This is a genomic window from Neorhizobium huautlense, from assembly GCF_002968575.1.
Taxonomy (GTDB): domain Bacteria; phylum Pseudomonadota; class Alphaproteobacteria; order Rhizobiales; family Rhizobiaceae; genus Neorhizobium; species Neorhizobium huautlense.
This window is the reverse complement of sequence record NZ_PVBM01000008.1, coordinates 207,322-230,000: the sequence shown is the minus strand read 5'-3', so window position 1 is coordinate 230,000 and position 22,679 is coordinate 207,322. Positions and strand designations below refer to the sequence as shown.

Annotated in this window: 23 protein-coding genes; 15 read left to right on the top strand and 8 right to left on the bottom strand. The window is 59.7% G+C overall.

Annotated elements, in window-relative coordinates:
* Positions 1-42 precede the first annotated feature (42 nt).
* The 5 genes from C5L12_RS11895 to hslV form a co-directional block, all read right to left on the bottom strand.
* Positions 43-1,461, bottom strand: coding sequence for a cytochrome P450 (locus C5L12_RS11895; protein WP_105372249.1), 1,419 nt, complete (start codon positions 1,459-1,461; stop codon positions 43-45).
* Between the two features lie 43 nt (positions 1,462-1,504).
* Entirely contained in the window at positions 1,505-2,440 is a 936-nt protein-coding gene (locus tag C5L12_RS11890; RefSeq protein WP_170109084.1) for a DUF1402 family protein, read from the bottom strand.
* A 208-nt stretch (positions 2,441-2,648) separates the two neighbouring features.
* Positions 2,649-3,956, bottom strand: coding sequence for an ATP-dependent protease ATPase subunit HslU (gene hslU, locus C5L12_RS11885; RefSeq protein WP_105372247.1), 1,308 nt, complete (start codon positions 3,954-3,956; stop codon positions 2,649-2,651).
* Positions 3,953-4,477: a GNAT family N-acetyltransferase gene (locus C5L12_RS11880; protein WP_105372246.1), complete on the bottom strand. Its 525-nt coding sequence runs from the start codon at positions 4,475-4,477 to the stop codon at positions 3,953-3,955. Before C5L12_RS11880 ends, hslU begins: the two co-directional genes overlap by 4 nt.
* On the bottom strand, positions 4,464-4,991 hold the full coding sequence (hslV, locus tag C5L12_RS11875; RefSeq protein WP_105372245.1) for an ATP-dependent protease subunit HslV: 528 nt from the start codon (positions 4,989-4,991) through the stop codon (positions 4,464-4,466). The genes C5L12_RS11880 and hslV overlap by 14 nt, the downstream gene beginning before the upstream one ends.
* 179 nt (positions 4,992-5,170) lie before the next feature.
* Here hslV and hisB point away from each other — a divergent pair, with 179 nt between their 5' ends.
* From hisB to coaA, 7 genes are read left to right on the top strand one after another with little or no spacing between them, the layout of a single operon-like run.
* Positions 5,171-5,779, top strand: coding sequence for an imidazoleglycerol-phosphate dehydratase HisB (gene hisB / locus C5L12_RS11870; RefSeq protein ID WP_105372244.1), 609 nt, complete (start codon positions 5,171-5,173; stop codon positions 5,777-5,779).
* Positions 5,780-5,798: 19 nt separating this feature from the next.
* Positions 5,799-6,281, top strand: coding sequence for a DUF2628 domain-containing protein (locus C5L12_RS11865; protein WP_157949037.1), 483 nt, complete (start codon positions 5,799-5,801; stop codon positions 6,279-6,281).
* Positions 6,281-6,931, top strand: coding sequence for an imidazole glycerol phosphate synthase subunit HisH (hisH, locus tag C5L12_RS11860; RefSeq protein ID WP_105372242.1), 651 nt, complete (start codon positions 6,281-6,283; stop codon positions 6,929-6,931). The genes C5L12_RS11865 and hisH overlap by 1 nt, the downstream gene beginning before the upstream one ends.
* 28 nt (positions 6,932-6,959) lie before the next feature.
* Positions 6,960-7,703, top strand: a complete 744-nt coding sequence (gene hisA / locus C5L12_RS11855; protein ID WP_105372241.1) for a 1-(5-phosphoribosyl)-5-[(5-phosphoribosylamino)methylideneamino]imidazole-4-carboxamide isomerase — start codon at positions 6,960-6,962, stop codon at positions 7,701-7,703.
* Positions 7,700-8,476 (top strand): imidazole glycerol phosphate synthase subunit HisF, encoded by a 777-nt coding sequence (hisF, locus tag C5L12_RS11850; RefSeq protein WP_105372240.1) that lies wholly within the window; start codon positions 7,700-7,702, stop codon positions 8,474-8,476. Before hisA ends, hisF begins: the two co-directional genes overlap by 4 nt.
* Before the next feature lie 14 nt (positions 8,477-8,490).
* Positions 8,491-8,814, top strand: a complete 324-nt coding sequence (locus C5L12_RS11845) for a phosphoribosyl-ATP diphosphatase (protein ID WP_105372239.1) — start codon at positions 8,491-8,493, stop codon at positions 8,812-8,814.
* Positions 8,811-9,800 carry a type I pantothenate kinase gene (gene coaA / locus C5L12_RS11840; RefSeq protein ID WP_105372238.1) on the top strand — a complete coding sequence of 330 codons (990 nt, stop codon included), beginning with the start codon at positions 8,811-8,813 and terminating at the stop codon, positions 9,798-9,800. Before C5L12_RS11845 ends, coaA begins: the two co-directional genes overlap by 4 nt.
* Positions 9,801-9,827: 27 nt before the next feature.
* Here the strand turns inward: coaA and C5L12_RS11835 are convergent, their stop codons facing one another.
* The 3 genes from C5L12_RS11835 to C5L12_RS11825 all read right to left on the bottom strand — a co-directional run bounded on the left by C5L12_RS11835 (position 9,828) and on the right by C5L12_RS11825 (position 12,589).
* Entirely contained in the window at positions 9,828-10,439 is a 612-nt protein-coding gene (locus tag C5L12_RS11835) for an alpha-ketoglutarate-dependent dioxygenase AlkB family protein (protein WP_105372237.1), read from the bottom strand.
* Between the two features lies 1 nt (position 10,440).
* The gene (arfB, locus tag C5L12_RS11830; protein ID WP_105372236.1) at positions 10,441-10,875 is read right to left on the bottom strand and encodes an alternative ribosome rescue aminoacyl-tRNA hydrolase ArfB; all 435 of its coding nucleotides are present in this window, start codon (positions 10,873-10,875) and stop codon (positions 10,441-10,443) included.
* A gap of 103 nt (positions 10,876-10,978) precedes the next feature.
* Positions 10,979-12,589: a phosphoenolpyruvate carboxykinase gene (locus C5L12_RS11825; RefSeq protein WP_105372235.1), complete on the bottom strand. Its 1,611-nt coding sequence runs from the start codon at positions 12,587-12,589 to the stop codon at positions 10,979-10,981.
* A gap of 327 nt (positions 12,590-12,916) precedes the next feature.
* Here C5L12_RS11825 and C5L12_RS11820 point away from each other — a divergent pair, with 327 nt between their 5' ends.
* The 8 genes from C5L12_RS11820 (at position 12,917) to tsaE (ending at position 22,666) form a co-directional block, all read left to right on the top strand.
* Positions 12,917-13,639, top strand: a complete 723-nt coding sequence (locus tag C5L12_RS11820) for a response regulator transcription factor (RefSeq protein ID WP_105372275.1) — start codon at positions 12,917-12,919, stop codon at positions 13,637-13,639.
* A gap of 102 nt (positions 13,640-13,741) precedes the next feature.
* Positions 13,742-15,505 carry a sensor histidine kinase gene (locus C5L12_RS11815; RefSeq protein ID WP_245422861.1) on the top strand — a complete coding sequence of 588 codons (1,764 nt, stop codon included), beginning with the start codon at positions 13,742-13,744 and terminating at the stop codon, positions 15,503-15,505.
* Positions 15,502-15,966 carry an HPr kinase/phosphorylase gene (locus C5L12_RS11810; protein WP_105372233.1) on the top strand — a complete coding sequence of 155 codons (465 nt, stop codon included), beginning with the start codon at positions 15,502-15,504 and terminating at the stop codon, positions 15,964-15,966. Before C5L12_RS11815 ends, C5L12_RS11810 begins: the two co-directional genes overlap by 4 nt.
* Positions 15,967-16,091: 125 nt before the next feature.
* Positions 16,092-16,493: a PTS sugar transporter subunit IIA gene (locus C5L12_RS11805; RefSeq protein ID WP_105372232.1), complete on the top strand. Its 402-nt coding sequence runs from the start codon at positions 16,092-16,094 to the stop codon at positions 16,491-16,493.
* Between the two features lie 14 nt (positions 16,494-16,507).
* Positions 16,508-16,786: an HPr family phosphocarrier protein gene (locus C5L12_RS11800; protein WP_105372231.1), complete on the top strand. Its 279-nt coding sequence runs from the start codon at positions 16,508-16,510 to the stop codon at positions 16,784-16,786.
* A gap of 165 nt (positions 16,787-16,951) precedes the next feature.
* Positions 16,952-18,352, top strand: coding sequence for an adenosylhomocysteinase (gene ahcY, locus C5L12_RS11795; protein WP_105372230.1), 1,401 nt, complete (start codon positions 16,952-16,954; stop codon positions 18,350-18,352).
* A 220-nt stretch (positions 18,353-18,572) separates the two neighbouring features.
* On the top strand, positions 18,573-21,158 hold the full coding sequence (locus C5L12_RS11790) for a PAS domain-containing sensor histidine kinase (RefSeq protein ID WP_105372229.1): 2,586 nt from the start codon (positions 18,573-18,575) through the stop codon (positions 21,156-21,158).
* Entirely contained in the window at positions 21,155-22,666 is a 1,512-nt protein-coding gene (gene tsaE / locus C5L12_RS11785) for a tRNA (adenosine(37)-N6)-threonylcarbamoyltransferase complex ATPase subunit type 1 TsaE (protein WP_105372228.1), read from the top strand. Before C5L12_RS11790 ends, tsaE begins: the two co-directional genes overlap by 4 nt.
* Positions 22,667-22,679 lie beyond the last annotated feature (13 nt).

Below are 22,679 nucleotides of genomic sequence, written 5' to 3'. Positions count from 1 at the left end.
CTGAAGATCGTTCTCCGATCAATATCGCATGCTTGGCAAAGATCAATTCACCAAGGAAGACGTTGAGCGTCGCAGACTGACTCGCATCGGCATTCCATTAGGGGGCTGTGTCGTCAGCTTCTGCACCGGCCAGACCTTGGTCTTCGGCGTCACGTCGAACCGATAGCGGTGCATCAACACCGAGAGTGCGATCACCGCCTCCTGCAGCGCAAAGGTCGCCCCGATGCAGGTTCTTGGCCCGACGCCGAAGGGCAGATACTGGAAACGGTTGATGCTGCCGCGGTTTTCGGGAAGGAAACGCTCGGGCATGAAGGCGCGCGGCTTGTCCCAGAGAAGCTCGTGGCGATGCAGTGTCCATGGCATGACGAGAACCGTAACCCCGGCATCGATATCGATCGTTTCCCCTTCCGGGCTCGTCCAGGAATCGCGTGCGATTGCAGCACGGTTCAGCGAAGGTGCCGGCGGATAAAGCCTCAACGCCTCTTCGAAGGCAGCCCGCACCCACGGCATCAGATCCAGCCACTCGACCGGCTCTGCTCCCGTCGCCAGAACCCGATCGATTTCCTCTTCCATACGCTCGCGGATATAGGGCGATTGCGCCACGCAATAGAGTGTCCAGGCAAGCGCCCGGGCCGTCGTTTCGTGGCCAGCGCCGATAAACGTCAGGATATTGTCCTCAATCTCGTCCCGGGTCAGGCCTTCGGGACCTTCCAGCTGCAGAAGAAGCGTCAGGAAGTCTTGCGGTACCGTGTTGGGGTCTTTGCGCATCCGCTCGCGACGAAGCGCCATGGTCTCCGCCACAATGGCCCGGAATTTTTCCAGCACTCGCCGTCCGCCGATACGGGTCAGCCGGGGCACCCAGGGCGGTGCACGCATCATGTCCATGGGGTCGATACGCCCCATTCGATGCAGGAGCTGGTCGACGTCCTCCGATACCGAGTCCTTGCCCCCGGCAATTTCGCCGGAGAAAAGCGTCTCGGACAGGATGGCATAGGTGAGATCGGTCATTTCGACGGAGATGTCGAAGACCTTCCCGCCAGCGCCGGCGTCCTGATATTTCCTGGTGAATTCCAGCGCTTCGGCCAGCATCTGGCCCGCGAAGCCTTTGGAATGCCTGGGGGTGAAGACAGGCGCCATGGCTCTGCGCGAGCGCTTCCAGACCTCTCCCTCGGCGGTCAGCAATCCGTCCTTCAGGATCGGGCGCAAGACCAGCTGGCGGATTTCCGACATCTCGTAGTTTGCGGAGTTGTCGACCATGATGTGGCGGATAAGACCGGGATGATTGACGATCAGGGTCCTCTCCTTGAAGAACTTCGTCTCAATCCAAGGCAGGGTATAGGAAGCCTGGCCCCAAAGCTCCAAGGGATTGCGCAGAGCGATCCAGATCACTTCGGCGGGGTTGAGCAGCCGATTACGCGGTACGGGCGCCGGCGGTACGAAAGGTTCGGGGCGCATGTCCATCGATGGCCCTCCTCAAAGGTTTCCTGAGGAAGAATATCAGCCCTCAGAGAAGAGATTTCAACTCGGCCAGCTTGTCGTTGACTAGCCAGCCATAATAATTCTCCTCGGGCAGACCGCCGCGGTTCTTCAGCGCTGCGGCGCGTTCGGCCGATCCGCCGGTATTGTAAAGGGTCGCGGTGACGCCGGGGTTGCGGGAGATGTCGATGCCCGCAATAGTCTTATAGTCGTCGATGGCGCGGCGGATGCTGGCGGCCATATAGGCAAGCGATTTGTCCGGATCCATGATTGCATCATAGACGCTCGCAGCTTTGTTTTCATCCAGCTTCGGATAGCCGGATGTCCTTGCAACCATGTCCGACAACATCAAGGCCGTCAACGGATTGACCTGGCCGAGGCCGAAGGTCTGGCCGGCATAAAAGGGCTGGAAGAAGACGGCGCTGAAACGGTTGTCTGGATAGGACACGCCCGTCACAGTGCGGCCCCGGAAACTCCGCTCCCAGACAGTCTCGCGGCAGGTCCACAGGCGGTAGGAATCGGAAAAGTCGTCACATTTTTCGAATTCCGGCCGAGCGAGAAACTCCTGGATCGACTCGTCGCCGTAGCCGAACCGGAAACTGTTGCCGGCATAAGCCGCTGCCTTGACATAATAGGTCTGGAGCCGGTCATAGGCGTCGACATTGTAGGTGTGTTCGCCGACTATCGCGCCGATCATGTGGATCGCGTCGATGCCATAGTCGGCAGCGGTCGCCTTGATTTTGGCAACCAGCTTCTTGTCAGAGGCGAGCAGGTCGCGAATCTTTTCGTATTTTTCGTCGAAGGTGGTCTTGCCAGCGCGGGTCCGGCGCACCGACGCACCCGGCACCTTCGGTTGCTCGGCATGGCGATTTCCCTCCGGCACCACCGTCAGACCGGTGGCAAAAACGGAGGAAGCCGCCGGTAGAGCGACGGCAAGAACCAATGCCAGAAGAATGCGTCTCAAGATTTCGTGTCCCAGGATTTCGTCTATGCCGGCTTCCGGCACGGGATGCTTAAAGCCATTCCATCGGCTCGCTTCAAGGGGAACCGCATTTCCAGAAAACACGTCCCCCTTACGTGAATCATCACCGGCCTGTCGAGACGCGACCATTCAAAATCCCGTCAGTCTGCATAAAAGCAGCCGGACGTTGCCCGGCTGCCACGTTGCGACACTATAGAATGTAACGGGACAGATCGGTATCGGCAGCAAGATCACCGACATGCTTGCGGACATATTCCGCATCGATCATCACCGACGTACCTCCCTGGTCCGGAGCGTTGAACGAGATTTCGTCAAGAACCCGCTCCATTACCGTCTGGAGACGGCGGGCGCCGATGTTTTCCACAGAGGAGTTGAGATGTACGGCGACATCCGCCAATGCGTCTATCGCATCCTCGGTGAAATCGAGCGCCAGTTCTTCCGTGCCCATAAGCGCCTTGTACTGGCGGATCAGGCTTGCCTCCGTTTCGGTCAAAATCCTGCGGAAATCTTCCTTCGTCAGTGGCCTCAGTTCCACGCGGATGGGCAGGCGGCCCTGCAGTTCCGGCAGCAGGTCCGAAGGCTTCGCCACATGAAAGGCGCCGGAAGCAATGAAGAGAACATGATCCGTCTTCACCGGCCCGTATTTGGTCGAAACGGTCGTGCCTTCCACAAGGGGGAGCAGGTCGCGCTGGACGCCCTCACGGGAAACGCCGGCTCCGAGCCCCCCGTCACGGGCAGCAATCTTGTCGATCTCGTCAAGGAAGACGATGCCGTCGTTTTCCACGGAACGGACAGCTTCCCGCTGGATGACCTCGTTGTCGATCAGCTTGTCGGATTCATCCCGGATCAGTTCGCCATAGGACTTCGCGACCGTCGTACGCACCTTCTTGGTACGGCCGCCCATCGCCTTGCCGAACATTTCGGACAGGTTGAGCACGCCGATATTGGCGCCCGGCATGCCTGGAATTTCGAAGCCGGGCATTCCTGAGCCTGTATCGGAGATTTCGATCTCGATCTCCTTGTCGTCCATCTCTCCGTTGCGCAGTCTCTTGCGGAAACTGTCGCGCGTCGCCGGAGACGCGGTCGCACCCACAAGCGCATCGAGCACTCTTTCTTCCGCGCTCATATGGGCCTTGGCCTGCACTTCCGCGCGCTTCTTCTCCCGCACCAGGCCGATGCCGACTTCCACGAGATCGCGAATGATCTGCTCGACGTCGCGACCGACATAACCGACCTCGGTGAACTTGGTAGCTTCGACCTTGATGAACGGCGCTCCGGCAAGTTTGGCCAAGCGGCGGGATATTTCCGTCTTGCCGACGCCGGTCGGGCCGATCATCAGGATGTTCTTCGGCATCACCTCGTCGCGCAGGCTCTCATCGAGCTGCTGGCGGCGCCAGCGATTGCGGAGCGCAATCGCGACGGCGCGTTTGGCGTCATGCTGACCGATGATGTAGCGGTCGAGTTCAGAGACGATTTCCCTGGGTGAAAAAGTAGTCATTTCAAATCCGTTTCTTCCGGTGCATCCAGCGCCATGAAATGCGCCGGACCATAGATGGATGTCCTGGTGTCGATGTAGCGGAAACCTGCCTTTTCATAGGCGCGGATCGCGCGGATATTTTCCGGGTCGGGGTCGATGACGATCCGTTTGGCGCCGGCTGCGAAAAGTTCATCCACAAGCTGGCGAACGATCGCACTGCCATGCCCTTTTCCAATGAGATCCGGCGTCCCAATCGAGATATCTATGCCAAGCGTGCCTTTCGGCTGATCCTGGTAGGGATGCCCCTCTTCCAGATGCGGATCGTAGTACTGAAGGTAAGCGATCGGCTGGCCGTCCAACTCTGCGATCATCGGCCTGGTTTCGATACTCAACATCGAGTGTTTGATGCTTGCCAGCTCCTCACCGACCTCGCCCCACCATTCCGCCACATGCGGTTCGGCGAGCCACTTCGCCAGCATGGGAAAGTCCTCGCTCACGACATCGCGAAAATGATAGCGGCGCGCGCCGTCAGTTTTCGGCATCCAACGATTCCACAACAAGGTTGTGATTGGTGTAGACGCAGATATCGGCGGCGATATCGAGCGCCTGCCGGGCAATCTCTTCCGCCGACTTGTCCGTATCCATTAGGGCGCGCGCGGCGGCGTAAGCAAAATTCCCGCCGGAGCCGATCGCCGTCACGCCATGTTCGGGTTCCAGCACGTCGCCATTGCCGGTCACGGCAAGCGTGGTGGATTTGTCGGCGACCAGCATCATCGCTTCGAGATTGCGCAGATACTTGTCCGTGCGCCAATCCTTGGCAAGTTCGACGGCCGCGCGCATGAGCTGACCCGGATATTGCTCGAGCTTCTTTTCCAGCCGGTCGAGCAGGGTAAAGGCATCCGCCGTGGCGCCGGCAAAACCGGCAATCACTTCGCCCTTGCCGATACGGCGCACCTTGCGGGCATTGCCCTTCATCACGGTCTGGCCGAGGCTCACCTGGCCGTCACCGGCCATGATCACCTTGCCGCCTTTCCGTACAGTGATAATTGTTGTCATTCAGCACCCGTTGAGCCCCTTGGTGGGGGCATTAGTTGGAGGCACGAAAAGCCTCGTTGAACCCTATGTAAGTTGGGCGCCGCGGAATGCAATCTTGCGGACGGGGATGTCCGGCTTTTGCTGGATATTTGGCTTTCTGCCTGATAAGGAGCCTCATCTAGTGCATGGAGCAGACCCCGATGGGCGAAACCACGATCCGGCGTGCAGGAACCATTTCCCGCAAGACCAACGAGACTTCCGTTTCCGTTTCCGTCAATCTCGACGGCACCGGGGCGGCAAAGGTTTCCACGGGCGTCGGTTTTTTCGATCATATGCTCGACCAGTTGTCACGACATTCGCTTATCGACATGGATATCGACGTGAAGGGCGACCTGCATATCGATGATCATCATACGGTAGAAGATACCGGAATCGCGCTCGGGCAGGCACTTTCGAAGGCGCTCGGCGACAGGCGGGGCATTCAGCGGTATGCTTCGATCGACCTTGCTATGGACGAAACCATGACCAAGGCCGCCATCGATGTCTCCGGCCGGCCTTTCCTGGTCTGGAATGTCGCTTTCAGCGCGCCGAAGATCGGCACATTCGATACAGAACTCGTGCGGGAATTCTTCCAGGCCTTCGCCCAGAATGCCGGCATCACACTGCATGTGATGAACCACTACGGCGCGAACAACCACCATATCGCCGAGACCTGCTTCAAAGCCGTGGCGCGGGTGCTCCGCGCGGCAACCGAAATCGATCCGCGGCAGGCCAATCGCGTCCCCTCCACAAAGGGAATGCTGGTCTAGCCGCTCCGGGAGAAACTCCTTGAGAAGCTATCTCGTTCTGACACCACCTGGAGGCCCGGATAGGGACCACCGCTCGACGCTCGTACTGCCGGACGGATTTTCCTGGACGGCGCTGTTCTTTCCATGGATCTGGCTCATCTGGCACAGGCTCTGGCTCGCCGGGATCGTGGTACTCTTCGGCCAGATCGGCAGCGGCCTTCTGACGAGCTTGCCCGGTTTCGAGCTTGGAGGCTTCCTGTGCGCCTTCGCGATCAACTTGCTCGTCGCGCTGGAAGGTCGACATTATCGCTCCGAAGCGTTGATCAGACGCGGCTGGACGGTGGAAACGGTGATTACCGCGCCCGATCTGGCGACAGCGGAAGAGATCTATTTTTCCCATCTGCCGCAACCCGACGAACAACAACTGCCGGCCCCGAGCGCATGGACGAAGCAGGCAAAGCCGTCCACGTCCGGTTGGCAAGGGCCAGGTATCGGCCTTTTCGACTATCAAGGAGGACGCTGATGCGCGTCGCAATCATAGACTACGGGTCGGGCAATCTGCGTTCTGCGGCCAAGGCCTTCGAGCGGGCCGCCCGCGAGGCGGGCATCGAGGCCGTGATCGACCTCACCGACAAGGCGGATGCCGTCGCGACAGCCGACCGGATCGTATTGCCGGGCGTTGGCGCCTATGCCGATTGCCGCGCGGGGCTTGATGCGGTTCCGGGCATGCGGGACGCCATCATAGACGTCGTCGAACATAAAGGGCGCCCCTTTCTCGGCATCTGCGTCGGCATGCAGCTTATGTCTTCGCGTGGGCTGGAGAAGACGATCACCGAAGGGTTCGGCTGGATCGAGGGAGACGTTGTCGAGATGACCCCCAACGACCCTCACCTGAAAATCCCGCAGATCGGCTGGAACACGCTCGACCTGCATCACCCCCACCCGCTCTTCGAAGGCATTCCGACAGGTCCCGCCGGGCTGCACGCCTATTTCGTGCATTCGTACCATCTGGCGGCAAAACACCGGCACGACGTGATCGCCACCACCGAGTATGGCGGCGCCATGACGGCCTTTGTCGGGCGCGACAATGTCGTGGGCTCTCAGTTCCATCCGGAAAAGAGCCAGACACTGGGCCTCGCCCTGATCTCCAATTTTCTGCGCTGGAAGCCTTGAGCTCGCGTACTGCCAGGACTGAACACCCATGATCCTATTTCCCGCAATAGACTTGAAAGACGGCCAGTGCGTCCGCCTGAAGCTCGGCGACATGGCGCAGGCCACCGTCTACAATCCCGACCCCGCAGCACAGGCCAAGGCCTTCGAGGACCAAGGCTTCGAATGGCTGCACGTGGTTGACCTGAATGGTGCCTTCGCCGGCGAGAGCGTCAACGGCGCCGCCGTCGATGCAATCTTGAAAGCCACGAAGAATCCCGTTCAGCTCGGCGGCGGCATTCGGACACTCGATCATATCGAAGCCTGGCTTTCGCGCGGACTTGCCCGCGTCATCCTCGGAACCGTTGCCGTGCGCGACCCGAGGCTGGTGATCGAGGCCTGCAAGAAGTTTCCCGGCAAGGTCGCCGTCGGCATCGATGCCAAGGGCGGCAAGGTCGCCGTCGAAGGCTGGGCCGAGGCTTCGGAACTCGGCGTCATCGAGCTTGCCCGGAAGTTCGAGGGAGCCGGCGTTTCCGCCATCATCTACACGGATATCGATCGCGACGGCATTCTGACCGGTATCAACTGGGCTTCGACGCTTGAGCTTGCGAATGCCGTTTCCATCCCAGTGATCGCGTCCGGCGGGCTTGCTTCTCTTGACGATATCGCCCGCATGCTGGAACCGGATGCGGCGCGGCTCGAAGGTGCAATTTCCGGCCGCGCGCTTTACGACGGCCGTATCGATCCCGCGCAGGCATTGGCGCTGATCCGCGCCCAGAAAGGACGTGCCGCATGACCTTGAAGGCCCGCGTTATTCCTTGCCTGGATGTTAAGGACGGCCGCGTCGTGAAAGGCGTGAACTTCGTCGATCTCATCGATGCCGGAGATCCGGTGGAGGCCGCAAAAGCCTATGATGCTGCCGGCGCCGACGAATTGTGCTTCCTCGACATCACCGCCTCTTCGGACAATCGCGAAACCATCTTTGACGTGGTTGCCCGCACGGCAGAGCATTGTTTCATGCCGCTCACCGTCGGCGGCGGGGTGCGGGCCACTTCCGACATCCGCAAGCTGCTGCTGGCCGGAGCGGACAAGGTCTCGATCAATTCGGCCGCCGTCAACAATCCGGATTTCGTGGCAGAGGCGGCCGACAAGTTCGGCAACCAGTGCATCGTCGTCTCGATCGATGCCAAGAAGGTATCGGCTGCTGATGAAACCGCCCGATGGGAGATCTTCACCCATGGCGGGCGCAATCCGACAGGCATCGATGCGGTCGAATTTGCGATCAAGATGGTGGAGCGGGGCGCGGGCGAACTGCTTGTGACCTCCATGGACCGCGACGGCACGAAAAGCGGCTACGACCTACAACTGACGCGCACGATTGCCGATAGCGTCCGAGCGCCCGTCGTCGCATCCGGCGGTGTCGGCAATCTCGACGATCTGGTCGCAGGCATCAAGGAAGGCCACGCCACCGCCGTGCTCGCCGCATCGATTTTCCATTTCGGTACCTATACGGTGGGTCAAGCGAAGCATTATATGGCCGAGCATGGCGTTGCGATGCGGCTCGACTGACCGGGAGAGACAGTGTGAGTGAATTTTCTCTTGGTGACCTCGAACGGATCGTGGCGCAGCGCGCCAAAGCCTCGCCCGATGAATCCTGGACGGCAAAGCTCGTGGCGGCCGGGCAGATGAAGGCCGCCAAGAAGCTTGGCGAAGAGGCCGTCGAGACGGTCATTGCGGCAGTCTCACAGGACCGGAAGGATCTGGTCGGCGAAAGCGCGGACCTCCTCTATCACCTTATGGTCGTATTGAATATTGCCGGCATCCCGCTACAGGATATCCTGGAAGAGCTTCAACGGCGGACCGGTCAATCCGGGATCCAGGAAAAGGCGGGCCGGCCGACATCATGAATATAGCACCTCAATCCGCCGAAACGTCCGATCCGGACGCGATTGTCGAATATTACTCGCCCTATCATCGATTCACGGCTGACGAATGGGCGAGGTTCCGCGCCGATACGCCCCTGACGCTGACGGCGGACGAGGTAGGGCGGCTTAGATCCCTCGACGACCCGATCGATCTCGACGAGGTGCGGCGGATTTATCTCTCGCTCTCGCGCCTGCTGTCTTCGCATGTCGAAGCTTCTCAGCTTCTATTCCAGCAGAGAAACCGCTTCCTGAGCCTCTCGGACGTCACCAAGACGCCTTTCATCATTGGAATCGCCGGGTCGGTGGCCGTCGGCAAATCGACGACAGCGCGTATCCTGCAGGAATTGCTCGCCAGATGGCCGTCGAGCCCGAAGGTGGATCTGATCACCACAGACGGTTTTCTCCATCCCAATGCCGTGCTGCAGCGCGAGAACCTGATGGAGCGCAAGGGTTTTCCGGAAAGCTACGACGTGGGCGCCATCCTGCGCTTTCTTTCGGCGATCAAGGCAGGCGAGCCCAACGTCAAGGCGCCGCGCTATTCGCACCTCACCTATGACGTGCTGCCCAACGAATTCACTCTCGTCGACCGGCCGGACATATTGATCTTCGAAGGCATCAATGTCCTGCAGTCGCGGGCGTTGCCCGCCGATGGAAAGATCGTGCCGATCGTTTCGGATTTCTTCGATTTTTCGATCTATATCGACGCGGACGAGGAGCAGATTCATACCTGGTACGTCCAGCGCTTCATGAAACTGCGCCAGACCGCCTTCCGCGATCCGACTTCCTTCTTCAAGAAATACGCTGCCATTGACGCGGACGCAGCACGCGCCGTCGCCGAGGGGCTTTGGGAAAACATCAATCTCAAGAACCTGCGGCAGAACATCCTGCCGACGCGTCCTCGCGCCGACCTCATCCTGCGTAAGGGGCGCAATCACCTCGTGGAAACGGTGTCGCTCCGCAAATTGTAGGCGATGGATCGGCGGCTATCGATAATTTTAGATGTTGACTCGGCGAAGGGTCAGATTGATCCGGCCGCCGTTCTTCAGAAGCGTAGACGTGCCGGGATAGATGCGATCGACGCCGTGGAAGACCAACCGCCCTTCTCCGCCCAGGATGACGATATCGCCGCTCGCCAGCCGGAAGGAGCGCGTCGGGTCCTTGCGACTCAAGCCGCCGACACGGAACAGACAGCTGTTGCCAAGTGAGACCGAAAGAACCGGCGCTGCCAGATCGGTCTCGTCCCGATCCTGGTGCAGTCCCATCCTGGCCTCGTCCGAATAGAAGTTCACGAGACAGGCTTCCGGCGGCTTCGGATAGTCCGCGAGCCGCTCCCACAGGTCCATCAATTCTTCCGGAATGGCAGGCCATGGCTTACCGGTTGCCGGATGAAACGGTTGATACCGATAGCCTTTATCCTTGTCGGTCACCCAGCCGAGCGACCCGCAATTCGTCATGCGCACCGACATGGGTTTTCCCGTGCCGGGCATTTCCGGCACATAGAGCGGCGCTTCCGTTACAATGGCGCGAATCCTCTCGACCAGGCGTTCCTGCGCCGGGCGGTCCAGGTGATCCGGCAGGTGGCGGATACCGTTCGATACCGTTGCCAAGTCAATCTCCGTGCGGACGGCCCCGCATTTTCTTCACCTCCGAGCGGCCGGATTTCTCCTTCAGCCGGCGCTCGACCGAACCTTTGGTCGGTTTGGTCGCCTTCCTTGGCGGCGGGGGCGGTTTGGCGGCCTCCAGGATCAGATCTTTCAGCCGCTCACGCGCCTCTTCGCGGTTGCGCTCCTGGCTGCGGGAGCGGCTTGCTTCTATCATCAGCACGCCGTCCTTCGACACCCGTTTCCCGGCAAGCTTGAGGGCATTCGCCTTGATGCGCTCAGGCAGCGAGGGGGAATTGGCGATATCGAAGAACAGCTGAACGGCGGTCGAAACCTTGTTGACGTTCTGTCCGCCTGGCCCGCCCGCAAGCACGAACTGTTCGGTCAGCTCCCATCCGGCGATGGTAATGCGGCTGTTGATAACGAGAGGATTGCTGGCCATGGTCGACGGGTCTTTGCGTTTGGCCGCATCTTTCCCACAAAGCCGGCAAAAAGAAAACCGCCAGCTGAGCAGCCGGCGGTTCCACGTGAATCATTGCTTGAGCTTATTCGGCGGCGACAAGAAATCCAGGTGCCGCGTCACGCACCTTGCTGTCGACGTGATCCTCGAACTTCTCGAAGTTCGAAATGAACATCGAAACCAGCTTCTGCGCCTGAACGTCGTAAGCCAAGCCGTCGGCCCAGGTCGAGCGCGGGTCGAGAATAGAGTTGTCGACACCCTCGACGGCAACGGGCACCGCAAAACCGAAATTGGCATCCGTGCGGAACTCGGCGCTGTTGAGGCTGCCGTTGAGAGCGGCGGTCAACAGGGCGCGGGTTGCCTTGATCGGCATACGGCGACCGACGCCGTAAGCGCCGCCGGTCCAACCGGTATTGACCAGCCAGCAATTGACCCCGTGACGGGCGATCAGCTCCTTGAGCAGATTGCCGTACTCGGCCGGATGGCGCGGCATGAAGGGAGCGCCGAAGCAGGTCGAGAAGGTGGCCTCCGGCTCTGTCACGCCTTTTTCCGTACCGGCGACCTTGGCGGTATAACCGGAAAGGAAGTGATACATAGCCTGTTCCGGTGTCAGCTTGGCGATCGGTGGCATGACGCCGAAGGCATCGGCCGTCAACATGATGATCGTCTTCGGATGCGGCGCAAGCCCGGTTTCCGATGCGTTCGGGATGAAATGCAACGGGTAGGCGCTACGGGTGTTTTCGGTCAGCGAATTGTCATCGAAATCGGGAACGCGGTTCTCATCGAGCACGACGTTTTCCAGAACTGCGCCGAAGCGCCGCGTCGCGGCATAGATTTCCGGCTCGGCCTCGGCCGACAACTTGATAGCCTTGGCATAGCAGCCGCCTTCAAAATTGAAGATTCCATTTTCGCCCCAGCCATGTTCGTCGTCGCCGATCAGAGTGCGGCTGGGATCGGCGGAAAGGGTCGTCTTGCCGGTACCCGACAGGCCGAAAAATACAGCCGAGTCACCGTCCTTGCCGACGTTTGCGGAGCAATGCATCGGCATGACGCCTTTGGCCGGCAGAAGGTAGTTCAGCACGGTGAAGACGGACTTCTTGTTTTCGCCTGCGTAGGACGTGCCGCCGATCAGAACGATACCCCTGGTCAGGTCACAGGCAATAACAGTTTCCGTTCGGCAACCGTGACGCGCCGGATCGGCTTTGAAGCTCGGCAGATTGATGATCGTGAGCTTCTGGGTAAAGGTTTCAAGAGAAGCTCGGTTCGGTCGTATCAGAAGATTGCGAATGAACAGCGCGTGCCAAGCCAATTCCGTGATCACACGGGTCGGAAGCGCGTTTTCCGGGTCTGCCCCGCCGATAAGATCCTGCACGAAGAGAGCTTTACCAGCAGCATGCGCCACCATGTCCTGGTAGAGCACGTTGAAACGCTCGGGAGTCATCGGTTTGTTATTGTCCCACCAGATGGCGTCCTCGGTGTTTGCATCGCGAACGACGAACTTATCCTTCGGTGAGCGACCGGTGTGCTGACCTGTCACCGCCCTTAAAGCTCCATCCACGGTCAGATCGGCCTCTTCTCGACGGATGGCTTCCTCGTAAAGCTCTGTCTCGGAGAAGTTATAGTTGACACGCGACAGGTCACGAAAACCAAGGGTCGTTATCCCATTGGCGGGATTGTAAAGTCCGAACTCCTCCATACGCGCTTTTCCTTTATCTGCCGTTGAACGTGCCTCAGAATTAATGAGGGATTTTCCAAAGAGCAAGGGTGCCCTCTAAAATTGTTTAGCAAAATCAATTAATTAATCGATTTAAGAAAATTTATTCCTCTTTAAATCGGTTTAATAACAGTTTTAATCCTGCTTTATCCGCACACGGAATTGCCGATACAATTCTGGGATCCCAACCGGCCCCTTTATCTTTGCCACAATTTGTTCCACCTTTATACTCAAGAAGCGCATCGGCTGAAGCCCCCGGGCTGGGGCGATTCCGGGAGATGCGCATAAATGGTGACGGAGACGGAGAGCATGCAGACAATCGCGCTCGTGGACGACGACCGCAATATCCTGACTTCGGTGTCGATTGCACTGGAGGCGGAAGGATACAAGGTCGAAACCTATACGGACGGCGCCTCTGCGCTCGACGGGCTGATCGCCCGCCCGCCGCAGCTGGCAATCTTCGATATCAAGATGCCGCGCATGGACGGAATGGAACTGTTGCGGCGACTTCGTCAGAAGTCGGACCTGCCCGTCATCTTCCTGACGTCCAAGGACGAGGAGATCGACGAGCTGTTCGGACTGAAGATGGGCGCCGACGATTTCATCACCAAACCGTTCTCACAGCGTCTTCTGGTGGAACGGGTGAAGGCGATCTTGCGCCGCGCGGGCAGCCGCGAAGCGCAGGCTGTCGGAAGCGGAAAGGTGGCATCGGATCAGCAGGCCGCGCGCACGCTGGAGCGGGGCCAGCTCCTCATGGATCAGGAGCGTCACACATGCACCTGGAAGGGTGAACCGGTGACACTGACGGTGACAGAGTTTCTGATTCTGCATTCCTTGGCGCAGCGGCCAGGCGTGGTGAAGAGCCGCGACGCGCTGATGGATGCGGCTTATGACGAGCAGGTCTATGTGGACGATCGCACGATCGACAGCCACATCAAGCGGCTGCGCAAGAAATTCAAGATGGTCGACAACGACTTTGATATGATCGAAACGCTCTACGGCGTAGGTTACCGGTTCCGCGAGGCGGCTTGAAACAGGCTTCCTTGCGGCATGATAACTTGAGGCCACGGCCGGACCAGAGATAATTGGTCCGGTGGAAGGACTGCAGTGGCAGATCAGACATTCGACAATGAAATGGCCAGAACGGAGAAGGTCGAGGCGCGCCGCGCGCCTCGGCGTTTCTGGTCGCGGCCTTTCACGCTCATCCGCCGGGTGTTCGGCCACGCCGTCTTTTCCAGCCTCACGCGCCGCATCCTGTTCTTCAACATCGCCGCGACGGTTGTTCTCGTCGCGGGCATCCTTTACCTCAACCAGTTCCGCGAGGGACTGATCGACGCCCGGGTGGAAAGCCTTCTGACCCAAGGCGAGATCATTGCGGGGGCGATCTCGGCCTCCGCGTCCGTCGACACCAACTCGATCACCATCGATCCGCAAAAGCTTCTCGAACTTCAGGCCGGCCAGAGCATTACGCCGGTGCCGAACGACGAGGATCTGGATTTTCCGATCGATCCGGAACGGGTGGCCCCGGTCCTGCGGCGTCTCATTTCGCCGACCCGCACGCGCGCCCGCATCTTCGACGCCGACGCCAATCTGCTGCTCGATTCCCGCCATCTCTATTCGCGCGGCCAAGTCCTGCGATTTGACCTGCCACCGGTCGAAAACGAGACGCAGACCTGGAGCGAATGGTTCGGCAGCCTTTTCAACCGCCTTCTGCAGCCGGGCAATTTGCCGGTCTACAAGGAAGCTCCGGGCGGTGACGGCTCGATTTATCCGGAAGTGATGAATGCGCTGACGGGCGTGCGCGGAGCGCTGGTGCGCGTCACCGACCGCGGCGAGTTGATCGTATCCGTCGCGGTCCCCGTCCAGCGTTTCCGGGCTGTCCTTGGCGTACTTCTGCTCTCGACCCAGGCGGGCGACATCGACAAGATCGTGCACGCCGAGCGGCTGGCGATCATGCGGGTCTTCGGCGTCGCGACACTGGTCAACATCCTGCTGTCGCTGCTCCTGTCATCGACCATCGCCAATCCGCTGCGGCGGCTCGCGGCAGCAGCCATCCGCGTCCGGCGTGGAGCCAAGCAACGCGAGGAGATCCCGGATTTTGCCTATCGGCAGGACGAAATCGGCAATCTTTCGATCGCCCTGCGCGAAATGACCAACGCGCTTTATGATCGGATCGATGCGATCGAGAGTTTTGCCGCGGACGTCAGCCATGAACTCAAGAATCCACTCACGTCGCTGCGGAGTGCGGTGGAAACCCTGCCTCTTGCCAAGTCGGAGGAGTCGAAGCAGCGGCTGACGGAGATTATCTTCCACGACGTGCGCCGCCTCGATCGCCTCATCAGCGACATTTCCGACGCCTCGCGGCTTGATGCGGAGCTTGCCCGTTCCGATGCCGCATCGGTCAACATGGAAAACCTGCTCGGCAATCTGGTCGATATCTCGCGCCAGATACGAACCGGACGCAAGCCGGTAGAGATCGACCTAGCGGTCGACCGCAAGGGTGGCAACAAATCGGCCTATCTCGTCAACGGCCACGATCTCCGCCTCGGGCAGATTGTTACCAATCTCATCGAAAATGCCCGCTCCTTCGTACCGGAGAAAGGGGGACGCATTTCGATCCGCCTGTCGCGTATCAAGGACAGCGTCACCATCACCGTCGATGACAATGGCCCTGGTATTCAGGCGGAAGATATTGACCGTATTTTCGAGCGCTTTTACACCGACCGGCCGGAAGGCGAAAGCTTCGGCCAGAATTCCGGCCTTGGTCTTTCGATCAGCCGCCAGATCGCGGAAGCCCATGGCGGTACGCTGAAGGCTGAGAACCTGCACGACTCGAAAACCGGCGCCACGTCCGGTGCGCGGTTCGTCCTCTCGCTGCCGGCCGGCGAAACGCAATGAACGGAGGCACGCTCAACATCCATGCCACGGCCGTAGTTCTGGGCACGCGCGGAATTTTGTTCACGGGGCCTTCCGGCAGCGGCAAATCCACGCTCGCCTTCGCCTGCATCGCCGCAGCCCGAAGACAGGGTGCCTTTGCGGCTTTGATCGCCGATGACCAGGTTTTCGTCTCTCGCCACGGTGAGCAGCTCGTCGCAAGCCGTCCCGACCCGATCGCGGAGCTTATCGAATTACGCGGCAGCGGCATTGCAAAGGTCGAGAGCATTGCGGCCGCCGTACTCGATCTCGCCGTCGCAGTCATCCCCCATCCGGAAAGCGAGCGGCTCCCACCCGAAAACGAACGTTTCTCCATTGCCGGCATCGGAGAGCTTCCGCTCATCAGGATATGGCAAGGAACGCCTGATCCGCTTGCGGTTCTCGCAGCGTTTGCCTCCGATCTCCACGGTGAAATCCCCTTTTGATTGTCCGGCTGCCTGATTTTTTAACTTGAACTTCGATTCTACATGGAGAAGATGGCTTCCCACCGCTGGACGGCTTTATTGCGATGCGATAATGCCGCGAGTTTCCATAGCAGGGGGCAGTTTTCATGATCGGACTTGTGCTTGTCACTCATGGCAAGCTGGCTGAGGAATTTCGTCATGCAGTCGAGCATGTCGTCGGACCTCAGAAATTCATCGAAACCGTATCGATCGGCCCCGAAGACGACATGGACCAACGCCGGCAGGACATTGTCGATGCCGTGAGCAAGGCAAATGACAGCCATGGCGTCATCATCCTTACCGACATGTTCGGCGGCACCCCTTCCAACCTCTCCATTTCCGTCATGGAAAGCGGCAAGACGGAAGTTATCGCCGGCATGAATCTGCCCATGCTCATCAAGCTTGCCGGGGTGCGCAGCGACAACAACATGGACAAGGCCCTCGCCGAAGCGTCGGAGGCCGGCCGAAAATATATCAATGTCGCAAGCCGTGTCCTCAGCGGCAAATGAGAACCAACGCCCGGATGTCGTCCTCCCTCTCCCGCGAATTCCTGATCGTCAACAAGCGCGGCCTGCACGCCCGCGCATCCGCTAAATTTGTGCAGATGGTCGAAAGCTTCGATGCGCAGATCACCGTCTCCAAGGACGGCACGACGGTCGGCGGAACATCGATCATGGGGCTGATGATGCTCGCCGCAAGCACCGGCTGCACCATCGAGGTTGCCGCTGCCGGCAAACAGGCCCTTGAGGCGCTGGAAGCGCTCGGACAACTCGTAGCGAACAAATTCGGCGAAGAAGCCTAACCTTTCTCGTCATTTCGCCCTGATATAAAGATATAAAGACCTCTTTATATCCTGGTTGCCTCGTGACCGTAAGCCTGCTAAACCGCTGGCAGCCTTCGCCTGCCTGGGCGATCTGTCGCGCGTCCTGCACGCGAGGCAAGCGTTATCGAACACCTGGAGAGCTTCATGAGCACTGAAAAGGATTACGTCGTCGCGGATATCAATCTTGCCGCCTACGGCCGCAAGGAACTCGACATTGCCGAAACTGAAATGCCAGGCTTGATGTCCTGCCGCGCAGAATTCGGCGAATCGAAGCCGTTGAAGGGCGCGCGCATCACCGGGTCGCTGCACATGACCATCCAGACGGCGGTGTTGATCGAGACCTTGAAAGAACTTGGCGCTGAAATCCGCTGGGCATCCTGCAATATCTTTTCGACGCAGGATCACGCTGCAGCCGCGATCGCGGCAGCCGGCATCCCAGTCTTCGCCGTCAAGGGCGAGTCGTTGACCGAATACTGGGAATATACCGACAAGATCTTCCAGTGGGCCGATGGTGGCTTCTCGAACATGATCCTCGACGACGGCGGCGACGCCACCATGTATATCCTGCTTGGCGCCCGCGCCGAAGCCGGAGAGGACGTGTTGTCGAACCCGGGTTCGGAAGAAGAGGAAATCCTCTTCGCACAGATCAAGAAGCGCCTGAAGGCTTCACCGGGCTGGTTCACCAAGCAGCGCGACGCCATCAAGGGCGTGACGGAAGAGACGACGACCGGCGTTCACCGCCTTTACGAACTTTCCAAGAAGGGCCTGCTGCCCTTCCCGGCGATCAACGTCAACGATTCCGTCACCAAGTCGAAGTTCGACAACAAATACGGCTGCAAGGAGTCGCTGGTCGACGGCATTCGTCGCGGTACCGACGTGATGATGGCCGGCAAGGTTGCCGTCGTCTGCGGTTACGGCGACGTGGGCAAGGGTTCCGCCGCTTCGCTCGCCGGAGCCGGCGCCCGCGTCAAGGTCACGGAAGTCGATCCGATCTGCGCGCTGCAGGCAGCCATGGACGGCTTCGAAGTCGTGGTGCTCGAGGATGTGGTTTCGACGGCAGACATCTTCATCACCACCACCGGCAACAAGGACGTCATCCGCATCGAGCACATGCGCGCGATGAAGGACATGGCGATCGTCGGCAATATCGGTCACTTCGACAACGAGATCCAGGTCGCAGCACTCCGTAACCTCAAGTGGACCAACGTCAAGCCGCAAGTCGACCTGATCGAGTTCCCGAAGGGCAACCGCATCATCCTGCTGTCGGAAGGCCGCCTCCTGAATCTCGGCAACGCGACGGGTCACCCGTCCTTCGTGATGTCCGCGTCCTTCACCAACCAGACTTTGGCGCAGATCGAGCTCTTCACCAACCAGGGTCAGTACCAGAACCAGGTCTATATCCTGCCGAAGCACCTCGATGAGAAGGTCGCGCGCCTGCACCTCGATAAGCTCGGCGTGAAGCTGACCGAACTTTCCGAGGAACAGGCTGCCTATATCGGCGTGTCGACTCAAGGGCCGTTCAAGGCGGAACACTACCGCTATTAATCGGTAGCCGGTTAATCCACAACATGTAGCGGCCGCAGCCTTGACAATAGGCTGCGGCCTCTTTTTTGGCCGCATCCCTTCCCGGCGATTCCCTTAACAAGTATCCTTTTATCAATGATTCGTGCCATGCCGGCCCTCGACTTCAGGTCGTCGGCTCCGGGCAAGGCACGAAATGGTATGTCTTGTCGATGAGCGGCAATTGGACGGAGACAGACCGGTTATGTCGGTAAAAATAACGAGCCTGTTCAAGCAGGCCGATCCCTCTTGCGACGGAGTTGGTTCTCCGGGCTCGCAATCCGTATCCGGAGATCCGGATGACGGAGCGGCGGCGGGCGGATTCAATCGTCTCGCCCGCTTCGGCAGCGCCATTCTTTCGGGAACCGCTCTTTCTGGACTTGCGACAGCTGCTCTTGCGCAGCAGTCCGCAACGGCGGAGGCGACCCGCCTCTTTTCCTCAACCGAAGTAGTGGTTTCATCGGTCGTCCTCGGCGCGCTTGGCGCCGCGCTTCTTTCCGCTGTCTGGCTGGTGCGTCAACGGGGCAATATGGAGGCCGAGACGCAGGAAATGCGCAGCGCGCTTTCGGATGCACAACAACGCATTTCGAAATATGAGGCCCTGATCGCCGACAAGAACCGACGCATCGTCATCTGGGAGGGCGGAGCATCGAAGCCCGAGTTCCTCGGCCAGCTGCCAGCGGAGACCGGCGCTCCACAGCAGGATCGCGACTTCCTGGCGTTCGGCCGCTGGCTTCGCAGCTTATCTGCAGGCGAACTCGAAAAGTCGATTGAGCTTCTTCGCAGCGAAGCACGCACCTTCGATATGATCGTCGAGACCAACCGGGACGAGATTCTCGAGGTTCAGGGCCGCGTTTCGGGTGGCAAGGCTTTTGTGCGCTTTATCGCACTTAATAACTTGCGCGCTGAGCTTGCCGAACTGAAAATCGAACGCGAACGGCTTGCCGGCTCGATTTCCCTATTCCACTCGCTGCTCGATGCGATCGAACAACCGGTATGGCGGCGAGACCATCAAGGTAAACTCAGCTGGGTCAACCACGCCTATGGCGACGCCGTCGAAGCGCCCACGCCAGATCAGGCAATCGAAGAGGGACGCGAATTCCTCGGCACGATCGCCCGCGAAAAGATCAAGGCGGCCGCGACGCCGGCCTCACCTTTCCATGACCGGATTTCGACGGTGGTGCATGGCAACCGGACCATGTTCGATGTTGTGGACGTCGTCGTGCCGGGCGGTTCCGCGGGCATGGCTATCGACGTGTCCGAGGCGGAAGCGGTGCGCGAGGAACTGAAGCGAACGCTGAGAAGTCATGCGGAAACTCTTGATCACCTCGCGACCCCGGTTGCGATTTTCGATGGGGACCGCCGGCTGCAGTTCTATAATCAGGCCTTTGCCCAGCTCTGGGGCCTAAGCCTTCCCTTCCTGGATTCGCGGCCGGACAATAGCGAATTGCTGGACAAATTGCGCAGCGAAGGCAAATTGCCGGAGCAGCTCAACTGGCGGAGCTGGAAGGAAACCGCGCTTTCCGTGTACCGCTCGCCGGACACGCAGACGGACCTCTGGCATCTGCCGAATGGCCAGACGCTGCGTGTGATTGCCACGGCGCATCCGCAGGGCGGCGCCACATGGGTCTTTGAAAATCTGACCGAGCAGGTGAGCCTCGAAACCCGGTACAATACATTGGTCAAGGTTCAGGGCGAAACCATCGACCACCTCTCCGAAGGCGTTGCCGTCTTCGGTCCGGACGGGCGCATCCGTCTCTCCAACCCGGCCTTCCGGGCGCTGTGGGGTATCACGGCCGACGAAGCCAAGCCGAACACTCACATCAAGGCGATCGAGGCGGCCTGCGCGCCGTCCTACGACAAGCCGGACGGCTGGCGCCGGTTTGGCCAGATGCTGACCAATTTCGATGACGAACGGCCCTCGCTTCAGGGAACCTTCGAGCTCTATTCGGGCCTGGTCCTCGACTATGCCGTGACACCGCTGCCGAACGCCCAGACCATGTTCACCTTTGTCGATATGACGGCAAGTGCGCGGGCCGAACGGGCGCTGAAGGAGAAGAACGAAGCGTTGCGGAAGGCCGACGAGATCAAGAACGATTTCGTGCAGCACGTATCCTACGAGCTTCGCTCGCCGCTCACCAACATCATCGGCTTTACGGATCTCCTGAAGACGCCGGGCATCGGTCCTCTCAACGAGCGGCAATCGGAATATATCGACCACATCTCGACGTCGTCCTCGGTCCTGCTGACGATCGTCAACGACATTCTAGACCTTGCGACCGTCGATGCAGGCATCATGCAGCTCCATTATTCGGAACTGGCCATCGACGATCTGCTCGATGACGTGGCGATGCAGATTGCCGATCGGCTGCACGAAAACGGAGTTACGCTTGCCATCACCGCGCCGGCCGGCCTGGGCACGATCGTCGCGGACCAGCAACGGCTGAAGCAGATCCTCATAAAGCTGCTCACAAATGCCACGAATTTTGCGCCGGAAGGGTCAGCCATCACCCTCAATTGCTGGCGCACCCCCAATGACGTATTCTTCTCCGTGACCGACAGAGGCCCCGGCATCCCGGAAGAGATACTGAAGAACGTCTTTAACCGCTTCTCCTCCAGCGCCAAGGGTGGCAAGCGCAGCGGCGCGGGCCTCGGCTTGTCGATCGTCGAAAGCTTCGTCAATCTGCATCACGGTGACGTCACGATCGACAGCCAGCCGGGCCAGGGGACGACCGTCACCTGCCGCGTTCCGAGCGCCGCCGGCAAGACACATTCCGTCGCCGCCGAATGACGGGCGCCACGGATTTAACGCTTCTTCTTGCCAACGAAGCCGACACGATTCGGCTGGGGGAAGATTTGGCACTTGCGCTCAGGCAAGGCGACTGGCTGGCTCTTTCCGGCGATCTCGGCGCCGGCAAATCCACACTTGCCCGCGCTTTGCTGCGGGCATTGGCCGACGATGACGAGCTGGAAGTCCCAAGCCCGACCTTCACGCTCGTGCAGAGCTACGACCTGCGGATTCCGGCGGCCCATTTCGACCTCTACAGGCTCGGTCACGCCTCCGAGCTGGATGAGCTCGGTTTCGAAGAAGCGCTCGCAAACGGAATCTGCCTTGTCGAGTGGCCTGAAATCGCCGACGACCTGTTGCCCTCCGCACGTATCTCCCTGCGCCTCGAACATCATGAAGGCGGGCGACAAGCAACGATTACGGGACCGGAAGCCCAGATGAAACGCGTCCGCCGGGTTCTGGCGATCCGCGCGTTTTTGAGCAAACATGGTCATGATAACGCTCGGCGCCGTTTCCTGACCGGCGACGCCTCGATGCGGGCTTACGAGAAGATCACGACATCGGCTGGCGAAACACTGATCCTGATGGACTGGCCGAAGCCGCCGGCAGGTCCGGCCGTACTCGACGGCAAGCCCTATCCCAAGGTGGCGCATCTGGCCGAGGACGCCTATCCTTTCGTCGCCATCGCCCAGTATCTGCGCGAACTGGGGCTGGCTGCGCCTGAGGTCCTGCATGTCGACTATGACCAGGGCATTCTGCTGATCGAGAACCTCGGCAGCGAAGGCGTCCTGGACGCGAACGGTCGGCCGATCGCGGAGCGCTACCGCGAAAGCGTCGTATGTCTTGCTTTTCTGCACAGTCACGAGATGCGGCAGGACCTGCCCGTCGGCGAAAGCCATATCCACCACATCCCGGATTTTGATCCGACGGCGATGATGATGGAAGCCCGGCTGCTCATCGATTGGCATCTGCCATGGAAACGCGGCGCGCCGTCGACCGAAGAAGAGCGGCAGGACTATCTCGCAATCTGGGCTGGCCTGATCGGAGAACTGGAAAACGCTGAAAAGAACCTTCTGCTGCGCGATTTTCATTCGCCCAATATCATCTGGCGCCCAAACGAGTCGGGCGTGCACCGCGTCGGGCTGATCGATTTTCAGGATGCGATGATCGGGCCTACGGCTTATGACCTCGCATCGATCGTGCAGGATGCGCGGGTCGAGATACCAAAACCGCTCGCCGACCAGATGATGGTCGACTACGTGACCCTACGACGCTCGCTCGGCGCCTTCGACGAACCGGCTTTCCACAAAGCCTGGGCGATCATGGCAGCGCAACGCAATTGCAAGCTCGCGGGCCTCTGGGTGCGGCTCATGGAGCGGGATGGCAAACCCGGCTACATGAAGCACATGCCCCGCACGCTTGGTTACCTTGCAACCGCTTTGAAGCACGAAACCCTGACGCCTCTGCGGGAATGGTGCAAGAAGGTCGGAATAGAGCTACCCGAATCATAGCCACGGCTCTAAA